Source organism: Pseudomonas sp. GM50, from assembly GCF_000282375.1.
GTDB lineage: Bacteria > Pseudomonadota > Gammaproteobacteria > Pseudomonadales > Pseudomonadaceae > Aquipseudomonas.
The window spans coordinates 31434-44241 of sequence record NZ_AKJK01000003.1; the positions used below are offsets into that span (position 1 = coordinate 31434).

At 59.9% G+C, this 12808-nt stretch carries 9 protein-coding genes; 4 read left to right on the forward strand and 5 right to left on the reverse strand.

Annotation, left to right across the window (positions count from 1 at the left end; all coding sequences use genetic code 11):
• The 4 genes from PMI30_RS28820 (at position 1) to lpxC (ending at position 4427) form a co-directional block, all read left to right on the forward strand.
• Positions 1 to 867 carry a cell division protein FtsQ/DivIB gene (locus PMI30_RS28820; protein WP_008005022.1) on the forward strand — a complete coding sequence of 289 codons (867 nt, stop codon included), beginning with the start codon at positions 1 to 3 and terminating at the stop codon, positions 865 to 867.
• Positions 868 to 882: 15 nt separating this feature from the next.
• Positions 883 to 2142: a cell division protein FtsA gene (ftsA, locus tag PMI30_RS28815; protein WP_007904319.1), complete on the forward strand. Its 1260-nt coding sequence runs from the start codon at positions 883 to 885 to the stop codon at positions 2140 to 2142.
• Positions 2143 to 2209: 67 nt separating this feature from the next.
• Positions 2210 to 3403, forward strand: a complete 1194-nt coding sequence (gene ftsZ, locus PMI30_RS28810; protein ID WP_007904318.1) for a cell division protein FtsZ — start codon at positions 2210 to 2212, stop codon at positions 3401 to 3403.
• Between the two features lie 112 nt (positions 3404 to 3515).
• Complete coding sequence (lpxC, locus tag PMI30_RS28805) at positions 3516 to 4427, forward strand: UDP-3-O-acyl-N-acetylglucosamine deacetylase (protein ID WP_007939852.1); 912 nt, start codon at positions 3516 to 3518, stop codon at positions 4425 to 4427.
• Positions 4428 to 4625: 198 nt separating this feature from the next.
• On the opposite strand, the gene PMI30_RS28800 is transcribed toward lpxC, so the two are convergent.
• From PMI30_RS28800 to PMI30_RS28780, 5 genes are all read right to left on the reverse strand, one after another.
• Positions 4626 to 6122 carry a sensor domain-containing diguanylate cyclase gene (locus PMI30_RS28800; protein WP_008005024.1) on the reverse strand — a complete coding sequence of 499 codons (1497 nt, stop codon included), beginning with the start codon at positions 6120 to 6122 and terminating at the stop codon, positions 4626 to 4628.
• A gap of 221 nt (positions 6123 to 6343) precedes the next feature.
• On the reverse strand, positions 6344 to 7708 hold the full coding sequence (locus PMI30_RS28795) for a heavy metal sensor histidine kinase (protein ID WP_008005026.1): 1365 nt from the start codon (positions 7706 to 7708) through the stop codon (positions 6344 to 6346).
• Entirely contained in the window at positions 7698 to 8375 is a 678-nt protein-coding gene (locus PMI30_RS28790) for a heavy metal response regulator transcription factor (RefSeq protein ID WP_008005029.1), read from the reverse strand. Before PMI30_RS28790 ends, PMI30_RS28795 begins: the two co-directional genes overlap by 11 nt.
• A gap of 9 nt (positions 8376 to 8384) precedes the next feature.
• Positions 8385 to 11483: a multidrug efflux RND transporter permease subunit gene (locus tag PMI30_RS28785; protein WP_008005031.1), complete on the reverse strand. Its 3099-nt coding sequence runs from the start codon at positions 11481 to 11483 to the stop codon at positions 8385 to 8387.
• Complete coding sequence (locus tag PMI30_RS28780) at positions 11480 to 12640, reverse strand: efflux RND transporter periplasmic adaptor subunit (protein ID WP_008005033.1); 1161 nt, start codon at positions 12638 to 12640, stop codon at positions 11480 to 11482. Before PMI30_RS28780 ends, PMI30_RS28785 begins: the two co-directional genes overlap by 4 nt.
• Positions 12641 to 12808 lie beyond the last annotated feature (168 nt).

The following is a 12808-nucleotide window of genomic DNA, read 5'->3' on the forward strand; positions in this document are numbered from 1 at the left end:
ATGCAAGGCGCTCAGCTACGTCATCAGCCTTCCGCACCCGGCCGCAAGCCGGTGCCGCGGGGTGCCAGCCGAATGGTGGCCAAAGAGCCGATGTCCGCGCGCCTGCCGAAAGCCAACTTTGGTTTTCTGAAAAGCCTGTTCTGGCCCGTGCTGCTGGTTGCGTTGGGGTTCGGCACTTATGAAGGCGCACAGCGTTTGCTGCCGTACGCCGACCGGCCGATCACCAAAATCGCGGTGCAGGGCGACTTGAGTTACATCAGCCAGCAAGCGGTGCAGCAGCGGATCGCCCCCTACGTGGCGTCGAGCTTCTTCACCATCGACCTGGCGAGCATGCGTACCGAGCTTGAACAGATGCCATGGATTGCCCACGCCGAAGTGCGCAGGGTGTGGCCGGATCAGGTGGTGATTCGCCTGGAAGAACAACTGCCGGTGGCCCGTTGGGGCGATGAGTCGCTGCTGAACAACCAGGGGCAGGCGTTCACCCCGCGCGAGCTGGCGAACTACGAACACCTGCCACAGCTGTTCGGCCCGCAGCGGGCTCAGCAGCAAGTGATGCAGCAATACCAGGTGCTGAGCCAGATGCTCAGGCCATTGGGCTTCTCGATTGCACGCCTGGAGTTGCGTGAACGAGGCAGTTGGTTCCTGACCACCGGCGCAGGCAGCGCGGGCCCGGGAATCGAACTGCTGCTGGGACGCGGCAAGCTGGTGGAAAAGATGCGCCGCTTCATTGCCATCTATGACAAGACGCTCAAAGAGCAGATTACGAACATTGCGCGCATCGATCTGCGCTACGCCAACGGCCTCGCTGTTGGCTGGCGGGAACCTGTAGCGCCCACGACAGCCCAACCCGCTGTCGCGAAGAATTAAGAAGAGGCAGGACCCATGGCAAACGTGCAAAGCGGCAAAATGATCGTCGGTCTCGATATCGGCACCTCCAAGGTGGTGGCGCTGGTCGGCGAGGTCTCGGACGACGGCACGCTCGAAATCGTCGGGATCGGTACTCATCCGTCCCGCGGCCTGAAAAAAGGCGTAGTGGTGAACATCGAGTCCACCGTCCAGTCGATCCAGCGCGCTATTGAAGAAGCGCAGCTGATGGCCGGTTGCCGGATCCACTCGGCGTTTGTCGGCGTGGCCGGCAATCACATCCGCAGCCTGAACTCCCACGGCATCGTGGCGATTCGTGATCGCGAAGTCAGCTCCGCCGACCTTGAGCGCGTTCTCGACGCTGCCCAGGCTGTGGCGATCCCGGCCGACCAGCGCGTGCTGCACACCCTGCCGCAGGATTACGTGATCGATAACCAGGAAGGCGTTCGCGAGCCGCTGGGTATGTCCGGCGTGCGTCTGGAAGCCAAGGTTCACGTGGTCACCTGCGCCGTCAACGCCGCACAGAACATTGAAAAATGCGTGCGCCGCTGCGGTCTGGAAATCGACGACATCATTCTCGAGCAGTTGGCCTCGGCCTACTCGGTCCTGACCGACGACGAGAAAGAGTTGGGCGTATGCCTGGTGGACATCGGCGGCGGCACCACTGACATCGCGATCTTCACCGAAGGTGCGATCCGTCACACCGCGGTGATCCCGATTGCGGGCGACCAGGTGACCAACGACATCGCCATGGCGCTGCGCACCCCGACCCAGTACGCCGAAGAAATCAAGATTCGCTACGCCTGCGCCCTGGCCAAACTGGCCGGTGCCGGCGAAACCATCAAGGTGCCGAGCGTCGGCGACCGTCCACCGCGCGAGCTGTCCCGTCAGGCCCTGGCCGAAGTGGTCGAGCCGCGTTACGACGAGCTGTTCACCTTGATCCAGGCCGAACTGCGTCGCAGTGGCTACGAAGACCTGATCCCGGCCGGCATTGTGCTGACCGGCGGTACGTCGAAGATGGAAGGCGCGGTGGAACTGGCCGAAGAGATCTTCCACATGCCGGTTCGCCTGGGCGTGCCGCATGGCGTCAAGGGCCTGGACGACGTGGTCCGCAACCCGATTTATTCCACCGGCGTTGGCCTGTTGATGTACGGCCTGCAGAAGCAGTCCGACGGGATTTCATTCTCGGGCATCGGCAGCCGCGACAGCTACAGCAATGACGAACCGAAAGTCGCCTTGCTCGATCGCTTCAAGAGCTGGGTACAAGGCAATTTCTAAAGCTTTACCGCAACACCGCTTCAAACAGCAGTAGGCGAAAAAACTAGAGAATGTAAGGAGAGGGAAAATGTTCGAACTCGTAGACAACATCCCCGCAAGCCCGGTAATTAAAGTTATCGGTGTTGGCGGTGGCGGCGGCAACGCTGTCAATCACATGGTCAAGAGCAACATTGAAGGCGTTGAATTCATCTGCGCCAACACTGATGCCCAAGCGCTGAAAAGCATCGGCGCGCGGACCATCCTGCAACTGGGCACCGGCGTGACCAAAGGCCTGGGCGCCGGCGCCAACCCTGAAGTAGGTCGTCAGGCCGCTCTCGAAGACCGTGAGCGCATTGCCGAAGTCCTGCAGGGCACCAATATGGTGTTCATCACCACCGGCATGGGCGGTGGTACCGGTACCGGTGCTGCGCCGATCATTGCCGAAGTGGCCAAGGAAATGGGGATCCTCACCGTTGCGGTGGTGACCCGTCCGTTCCCGTTCGAAGGTCGCAAGCGTATGCAGATCGCCGACGAAGGTATTCGTCTGCTGTCTGAAAGCGTCGACTCGTTGATCACCATTCCCAACGAGAAGCTGCTGACCATCCTCGGTAAAGACGCAAGCCTGCTGTCGGCTTTCGCCAAGGCCGACGATGTACTGGCCGGTGCCGTTCGCGGTATCTCCGACATCATCAAGCGTCCGGGCATGATCAACGTCGACTTTGCCGACGTGCGTACCGTGATGAGCGAAATGGGCATGGCGATGATGGGCACTGGCTGCGCCAGCGGTCCGAACCGTGCACGTGAGGCCACCGAAGCGGCCATTCGCAACCCGTTGCTCGAAGACGTGAACCTGCAAGGCGCACGCGGCATCCTGGTGAACATCACTGCCGGTCCTGACCTGTCCCTGGGTGAGTACTCCGACGTGGGTAGCATCATCGAAGCCTTCGCTTCCGAGCACGCGATGGTCAAAGTCGGTACCGTTATCGATCCGGACATGCGCGACGAGCTGCACGTGACTGTTGTTGCCACCGGTTTAGGCGCTAAAATCGAGAAGCCTGTGAAGGTCATCGACAATACCGTTCACACCTCGATGGCTTCCCAGCCACAACAACAAGCCCCTGTTCGTCAGGAACAGCCTGCGGTGAACTACCGTGACCTGGACCGTCCGACCGTCATGCGCAACCAGGCTCAGGCCGGTGCTGCGACTGCCGCGAAGATGAACCCGCAAGATGACCTGGACTACCTGGACATCCCGGCTTTCCTGCGTCGTCAGGCCGATTGATGAAATGTATCAGGGGTATTAGGGTGATTGGTGTTCAGCAAAGGTCTGGTCTGCTATCATCGCCAGCCTTTGTTGATACCAGTTCGCAATTTGCGCTGAAGCGGCCCATGCCATGATAAAACAACGCACCCTGAAGAATATTATCCGTGCCACAGGTGTCGGCCTGCACTCCGGGGAGAAGGTCTACCTGACCCTCAAGCCAGCGCCCGTCGACACCGGCATTGTGTTTTGTCGTGCTGACCTCGACCCTGTGGTGCAGATTCCTGCCCGCGCGGAAAACGTTGGCGAAACCACTATGTCGACCACGCTTGTTAACGGTGACGTCAAGGTGGACACGGTGGAGCACCTGCTCTCGGCCATGGCTGGCCTGGGCATCGATAACGCCTACGTCGAGCTCTCCGCGTCCGAAGTCCCGATCATGGATGGTAGCGCTGGACCCTTCGTATTCCTGATTCAATCGGCCGGCCTGGAAGAACAGGACGCCGCCAAGAAGTTCATCCGGATCCTGCGGGAAGTGACAGTGGAAGACGGCGACAAGCGCGCCACTTTCGTCCCTTTCGAAGGTTTCAAAGTGAGCTTCGAGATCGATTTCGATCACCCGGTTTTCCGTGACCGCACACAAAGTGCAAGCGTGGATTTTTCCAGCACTTCGTTCGTAAAAGAAGTCAGCCGCGCCCGTACCTTTGGTTTCATGAGTGATATCGAGTACCTGCGCAAGCACAACCTCGCACTCGGCGGCAGCGTTGAAAACGCTATTGTGGTCGACGCGGATGGTGTACTGAACGAAGACGGCCTTCGCTATGAAGACGAATTCGTGAAGCACAAGATCCTCGATGCAATTGGTGACCTCTACCTGCTGGGCAATAGCCTGATTGGTGAGTTCAAGGGCTTCAAGTCCGGACATGCATTGAACAACCAGCTGCTGCGCAAGTTGATTGAGCAGACAGATGCTTGGGAAGTCGTGACTTTCGAAGACGCCAGCACTGCACCGATCTCTTACATGCGTCCTGTTGCGGCCGTGTAAGCAAAAAACCTCTCTAGTTTTTTAAAGGCTACCTTCGGGTGGCCTTTTTTTATGGGTGCGGGAAAGTGTGTTTTGTGGTGTCTGTCATGGCCTCTTCGCGGGCAAGCCTCGCTCCTACAGAGTGTGGAAGTTAAATACGCCGCTGTCCTGTAGGAGCGAGGCTTGCCCGCGAAGAGGCCGGCCGCCACACCGTAGATATCAGTCCGCTGCAACCACCCGATTGCGCCCACTTTCCTTGGCCTGATACAGCGCCTTGTCCGCCGAAAACAGCAATTGCTCCAGGCTGATATCGGACGCCGTCGTCCAGGTGCTGATACCGATACTGACAGTAATCGGCGACATACCACCCTCCGCCAACGGCAACTGCTCCACCGCTGCGCGGACGTTGTCGGCAATCTGTTGGGCGCCGGCGCTGTCGGTTTCAGCCAGGATCACCGAAAACTCCTCGCCACCGTAACGGGCGACCAGGTCCGCCGGCCGTCGAACATGGGTGCCGATTACCTTGGCCACCCAGCGCAAGGCATCGTCGCCGCCCTGATGGCCATGTCGGTCGTTGAACGCCTTGAAGTGATCGACATCGATCATCAGCACCGACAATGGCAGACCGGAACGTTGGGCGCGAAACCATTCATGGCGCAGGGCCTGATCCAGGCTTCGGCGGTTGGCCAGACCGGTTAAGGGGTCGGTAGCGGCCAGTTGTGCCAGCTCCAGCTCGGCACTCTGGCGCCGACGCAGTTCCCGGCAGAGCAACCAGGTCAGCCACAGCAGGCTCACGCACAGGGCAATGGTCGCCAAGCTGACCACCACTGCGGTGCGCTTCCAGGCCGCAAAGACTTCATCACTCGATAGCGCAACGATGACAATCAACGGCAAGTTCCCGACCTTGGAGAAGGTGTACAAGCGCTTGTCATGGTATCGATCGGACATGCTGGTGAAGCTGCCGTTGCCTTCCTTGACGATGCGCTGGAAATTGGGGCGGTTACTGAAGTTCTTGCCGACCAGCTCTTCGGCCAGACGTGGTTGTTGAGCCAGAAGCGTCCCGTCCTTGCTGATCAGATTGACCGTACTGTCACGACCGATGCTCAAACTGTTGAACAACTGATCGAAGTAACTCAACCGCATGGCGGCTTCGGCCACGCCCAGGAATTCACCCTGGGGGCCGTTCACCCGGCGGCTGAAACTGATACGCCAATCCTGTTCGGGCGACCGGGCTCTGAAGGGGGGGCTGATGAACATGCCCGGGTCCGGGTTGTTCACGTGAGACTGGAAGTATTCGCGGTCGGCGTAGTTGCCTTGCCGGGGTTCCACCGAGGCCGAGTCGGCGACCACGTCGCCCTTGTTGTCGAGCAACAAAATGTTGCCCTTGTACGGCGCGGCAGTGGCGCGGTCGAAATAGGCCAGATGGCGAATGGCTGGAGAAACGCTCTTGAGGTCTTCTCGCTGGGAGGCGGCGATCAAACCCAGCAGCGACACATCATAGAGTTCGACATTGCGCAGCACGTCGGCATCGATCAATTGCACGATATTGTTGGCGGCGCGAGCGGCGGACAATTCGGCATGGGCGCGTTCGCGGATCAGCAGGAACGCCACGATGCTCAGTATCGCAATCACCAACAATAAACTGCCGAAAACCAGGAGCCGCTCCGACCGGGTTGCACGGATCGGTTGGCGGGATTTCGCACTGCTCACACTCATGGTTCTGACTTCTGCAAATAAGTTATGAAAGTTTTTTACAAGAATCGGGCAGAGTCCCAGAAACCGGTCGCGTTCAGAGCGCCTGTATAAATGCCGGATAAAAAAAAGGCCAGCAAAACATGCTGGCCCTTTGCTAATTGAAGCTTAGAAGACATTCTGCGGGTAGTCGACAATTGCCCGGTATTGGTGGTTTGGCTTTCTGTGGTGAGGGGACTGTGTGATCAGACCGGGAGGTGGATGCCGAAAGTATTCATCCCATGATCACTGCGCACAAACACATCGCCACCATGCATCAGCGCAATCGCCTTGACGATTGCCAGCCCCAGGCCATGGTTGTTGCCACTGTTGCTGCGCGACGCATCGACCCGGTAGAAGCGCTCGAACAATCGCGGCAAGTGCTCATTGGCAATCGGCGATCCCGGGTTGGCGACGCCGATGCTGACCTGATGCTCTTCGACTTCGATCCGTACCTCAATCACTTGCCCGGGCTCGGTGTGCTGCACCGCGTTGCTCAGCAAGTTGATCAACGCCCGGCGCAGATGGGCGATCTCGATTTTTACCTGCGCATCGCCACTGACCTCGACCTGAACCTGCGCATCCTCAAGAATGAAATCCAGATACTCCAGTGTCGTCGCCACTTCGTCGGCCAGTGAGGTGGACGTCAGTTTAGTGGCCTTGCTGCCCTGGTCGGCGCTGGCGAGGAACAGCATGTCGTTGATGATCGAGCGCAGCCGTTCGAGTTCTTCGAGGTTCGATTGCAGGACTTCGAAATAGTGTTCGGCCGAACGCCCGCGTGTCAGCGCAACCTGGGTCTGGCCGATCAGATTGGTCAGCGGCGAGCGCAGTTCATGGGCGACGTCGGCGTTGAACGACTCCAGTCGTGAATAAGCCTGTTCGACCCGTTCCAGTGTGGCGTTGAACGAGCTGACGAACTGATTCAGTTCCGGTGGCAATGGCGACAGTTGCAGGCGGCCGGACAGCCTCGGCGGCGTCAGGCGCTGGGCTTCCTGCGACAACTTGATCAGCGGCTTGAGGCCGATCCGCGCTACCCAGTAACCGAGTAGCGAGGCCAGTAATACACCCACGATCGCCAGGCTGATCAGGGCGATCAGCAAGTGGTGCTGCGTCTCGTAAAAGGTCTCGGTATCGATGCCGATCATGAAGCGCAGCGGCGGGCGCTGGTCCTTGGCCGGCAGCTCAGTGACCAGCACTTTCAGCGGGTAGGGATGGTCGGGCAACTCCATGTCGCGCATGCCCAACGGGCCTTGGGCGAAAGCGCGGATCGGCGCGTCGGGTTGGCCGTATTCATAACCGGGATTGCCGCTGACCACCCAAAAGCGGATGCGCTTGTCTTCTTCGCTCAGCAGCTTGAGCTTGGCGTTGATCTTCACCCAATGCTCGGGCGTGCCATAACGGTTGAGCGCCGATTCGAGCACGCTGTAACGCGCATCCAGCTCGGCCTCGGGCAGCAGGCCCAGACCCTTGTCGACTTGTTGATACAGCGCACCGCCGATCAACAGAAACACCAGCAGCGCCACCAGCGTAAACATCCCGCTCAGGCGCAGCGCGATCGAATTACTGGACACTACGGCTCTCCAGCACATAACCCATGCCACGAATCGTGTGCAGCAATTTCTCTTCGAACGGCCCGTCGAGCTTGGCCCGAAGACGTTTGATCGCGACCTCGACCACGTTGGCGTCGCTGTCGAAATTAATGTCCCAGACCATCTCGGCGATGGCGGTTTTCGAGAGGATTTCCCCTTGTCGCCGCGCCAGCACGCTGAGCAGCGAAAACTCCTTGGCGGTCAGGTCCAGGCGTGTGCCGGCGCGGGTGGCCTTGCGGCTGATCAAATCTATCCACAGGTCGGCGATGCTCACTTGCACCGGTTCGTGGCCACTGCTGCGACGGGTCAGCGCTTGCAGGCGCGCCACCAGTTCGAGGAAGGAAAACGGTTTGCCGAGGTAATCGTCAGCGCCATCGCGCAGGCCTTTGATGCGGTCTTCCACCCGCTCGCGGGCGGTGAGCATGATCACCGGCGTTTGCTTGCGCGCTCGCAACGCACGCAGTACGCCGAAGCCGTCGAGGCCAGGCAACATGACGTCGAGGACAATCACTGCGTAATCGCTTTCCAGCGCCAGATGCAGGCCTTCGACGCCATCGCCAGCCACGTCCACGGTGTAGCCCTGTTCCGTCAGACCACGGTGTAGATAGTCCGCGGTTTTTTCTTCGTCTTCGATAATCAGAACGCGCATGACCCCGCCTCAGTCTGTGGTCGCCTGCACCGACATCGGTGCTGGGGCTGGTTTAGGTCGATGGAATAGCCGCTCAAGCATTAAGTATATGACCGGCGTGGTGAACAACGTCAGCGCCTGGCTCACCAGCAAGCCACCGACCACCGCGATGCCCAATGGCTGGCGCAGTTCGGCGCCGGTGCCGTAGCCGAGCATCAGCGGCAGGGCACCAAGCAGGGCGGCGAGGGTGGTCATGATGATCGGCCGGAACCGCGTCATACACGCCTCATAGATCGCCTCTTCGGGAGGCAAACCACGGTTACGTTGGGCGTCTAGCGCGAAGTCGATCATCAGAATGCCGTTCTTCTTGACGATGCCGATCAGCAGCACCAGCCCGATCAGCACCATGATCGAAAAATCCTGGCCACAGATCCACAGCATGATCACCGCCCCGAGTCCCGCCGAGGGCAGGGTCGAGATGATCGTCAGCGGGTGCACGAAGCTTTCGTACAGAACGCCAAGAATGATGTACACCGCCACCAGCGCCGCCAGAATCAGCCACGGCTGGTTGGCCAGCGAACTCTGGAACGCCTGGGCCGCGCCCTGGAAATTACCGCTGATGGCCACCGGCATGCCGATGTCGGTCTTGGCCTGATTGAGCATGATCACCGCATCGCCCAACGCGACGCCGGGCGCCAGGTTGAACGACAGGTTGGCCGCCGGGAACATCCCGTCGTGAGCGATGGACAACGGGCCGATGGTTGGCGCATCGAATTTCGCCAGGGCCGACAGCGGCACCATTTCCCCGCTCAACGGTGAGCGCAGGTAGAAATAGTTGAGGCTTTCGGCCTTGCCGCGCTGTTTGGTGTCCAGTTCCAGAATCACGTTGTACTGGTTGGTCTGGGTCTGGAATTCGTTGATCTGCCGCTGGCCGAAGGCGTCGTACAGCGCTTCGTCGACATCGCTGGCGGTCAGGCCGAAACGCGCCGCTGCACTGCGGTCGATGCTGATGTGGGTGATGCTGCCGCCCAGTTGCAGGTCATTGGAAATGTCGCGAAACGCCGGGTTGCCGCGCAGTTTTTCGGTCAGGCGCTGGGTCCAGGTGCTCAGGAGTGGCCCGTCGTTGCTCTTGAGCACGTATTGGTACTGCGCACGGCTTGGGCCGGAGCTGAGGTTGATGTCTTGCCCGGCGCGCAGGTACAACACGATGCCGGGGACTTTCATCAGCTGTGGGCGAATCCGGTCGATGAACTGGCTGGCGGATACGTCACGGTCGCCGCGTTTTTTCAGCGAAATCCAGAAGCGTCCGTTGGCGATGGTCTGGTTGCTGCCCGAAACGCCGACCGAGTGTGAGAACGTCTCGACGGCGGGGTCGGCGGCGACGATTTCGGCCATCGCCAAGTGTTTTTTCACCATGTCGCCGTAGGAAATGTCCGCCGCTGCTTCGGTGGTGCCGAGGACGAAACCGGTGTCTTGTACCGGGAAGAAGCCTTTAGGGATAAATATGTAACCGGCGATGGCCAGCCCCAGCGATAGACCGAATACACCGATCATCAACTTCTGATGGGCGAGGGCGCGGCGCAAGCCTTTTTCATAGAGCGCCAGCAAGCGCTCGCCGAAACCGGATGGGCTGTGTTTCGGCGCACGCATGAATAGTGCGGCCAACGTCGGCGCCAGCGTCAGCGACACCACCACGGAAATCATGATGGTCGAGGTGGCGGTCAGGGCGAATTCCTTGAACAGCCGCCCGACCACGCCCCCCATGAACAGCAGCGGAATGAAGGCCGCCACCAGCGAGAAACTGATGGAAACCACGGTAAAGCCGATCTCGCCGGCGCCCTTGATCGCCGCCTCACGCATGCCGTCGCCGGCCTCCAGGTGACGGTGAATGTTTTCCACCACCACAATCGCATCGTCCACCACAAACCCGACGGACACCACGATCGCCACCAGCGTCAGGTTGTTCAGGCTGAAGCCCATGATGTACATCAGGGCAAAACTGGCGATCAACGACACACCGAGCACCGACGCCACGATCAGGGTCGCCGACAACTGCCGCAGGAACAGCGCCATCACCGCCACCACCAGCAGGATCGCGATCAGCAGGGTGACTTCTACTTCATGCAACGAAGCGCGGATGGTCTGGGTGCGGTCGATCAACACTTTGACTTGCACCGAGGCCGGCAGCATGGCCTCCAGCGTCGGCAGGGCCGCTTGAATACGGTCCACGGTCTCGACGATGTTGGCCCCCGGTTGCCGGAAAATCACCAGGTTCACCCCCGGCTGACCGTCAGCCCAGGCCTGTATGTAGGCGTCTTCCGAACCGTTGACGACTTTGGCTACATCCTTGAGATGAACTGGTGCGCCGTCCTTGTAGGAAACAATCAACTGACCGTATTCCTGGGGGTGGAACAATTGGTCGTTGGTGGACAAGGTCGAAATGCTCGACTCGCCATACAACGCACCCTTGGCCAGATTGAGGCTGGTCTGCTGGATCGCCAGGCGAATGTCCGCCAGGGTCAGGCCGATGGCGGCGAGTTTGTCCGCCGACGCCTGCACGCGAATCGCCGGACGTTGCTGACCGGTGATGTTGATATTGCCTACGCCGTCGATCTGGCTGATCTGACGGGCGAGCAGGGTTTCCACCAGGTCACTGACTTCGGTGCCGGGCATTTGCGGCGAATTGATGCTGAGGATCAGCACCGGGCTGTCGGCCGGGTTGACCTTCCTCCAGTTCGGCAGGTTCGGCATGTCTTTGGGCAGTTTGCCGGCGGCGGTGTTGATCGCGGCCTGGACTTCCTGCGCGGCGGTGTCGATGCTTTTGTCGAGGGTGAATTGCAGGGTCAGGATGGTCGAGCCCAGGGCGCTGCTCGAGGTCATCTGGGTCACGCCGGGGATGGCGCTGAATTGTACTTCAAGCGGCGTGGCCACCGAGGAGGCCATGGTTTCGGGGTTGGCGCCGGGCAGTTGCGCGGCCACCTGGATGGTCGGGAATTCTGCTTCCGGCAGTGGCGCAATCGACAGTCGCGGAAAGGCGATGACACCGAGCAGCACCAAGGCAAAGGTCAGCAGGACCGTCGCCACCGGATGATCGATGCACCACGCGGAAACCGAGCCATGTCCCTTCATGGTTCCGGCTCCGATTGCACCACTTGCGGTGGGTCGGTCACTACCTGCACGGTCGAGCCAGGTTTGAGCCGCGACTGGCCGTCGCTGACCAGCACATCGCCCGGTTTCACGCCTTTGATGATGTCCTGGCTGCTGCCTTGATAAACCATCTGCACCTGAACGGCTTCGACCTTGTCGCCATTGACCCGGTAGACGAAATGTTGATCGAGGCCACGTTGTACGACGGTGGGCGGCACCACCAGCGCATTTTTATCCAGCGCTGTCTGAATTTTTACCGTTACCAGCAGGCCCGGCCAGAGTTTCTGTACGGGGTTGGCGAATTCGGCCTTGGCGCGGATGGTCCCGGTGTTGGCGCTGATCTGGTTGTCGATCAGAGTCAAATGACCTTCGCCCAGCAGGTTGCCGGTTTCGCCATCGGTGTCGGCACCAATGTAAGCCTTGACCGGCGTGTGCTGTGGATCGTTTATCAGGCCTTGCAGGGTCGGCAACAGGTGTTGCGGCAGGGAAAACTCCACGGCAATCGGGTCGATCTGGGTCACCGTGAACAAGCCTTGGGTGTCGGTCATGCGCAGGAAGTTGCCTTCGTCTACCGTGCGAATACCGACGCGACCGGTGACCGGGGAGCGAATCTGCGTGTAAGAAAGCTGCACCAGAGCGGCGTCGATCGACGCCTGATTGCCTTGGGCGGTGGCTTTGAGTTGGTTGACCAGGGCTTGTTGCTGGTCATAGGTCTGCTTGGACACGCCGTCGTCGACGCTCAGCAGTTTGTAGCGTTTGAGGTTGACCTGCGCCACTTGCAGTTGCGCCTGACTTTCGCCCAGTTGCGCCCGGGCCTGATCGAGGCTGGCGCGGATCGAGCGGTCGTCGATGGTGGCCAGCAGGTCACCTTTGTTCACCAGTTGGCCTTCTTTTACCAGCAGCTTGGTGAGGATACCGTCGATCTGTGGGCGCACGACCACGCTGTGCAAGGACAGCACCGAGCCGATGCCGCTGATGTAGCGGGGCACGTCTTTTTCGGCGACGCTGACCACTCGCACGGGGATGGCGGTGGAAGTGGTCAGTTTGGTCGTGGCGGGTTTGGCGGCGTACCACACGCCCAGCGCTGCCAGGGTGATCAGAAGGGCGGCGAACAGGGCGGTTTTTTTCTGAATTCGCATGCGAGTGGGGCGCCGGGCAGAGTGGTCGGAGTTTTGTCAGGTTTATACCTTCCTTTATAAACCTGTTCGCCCGTCAGGAGAGTGACTGGTAACTGACGGCTCTGTCAGTTTGGGCTGGGATCTTGTTTTGATCTTGGCGGCCTTATAGCCGACCAGGTTCTTGTTGAT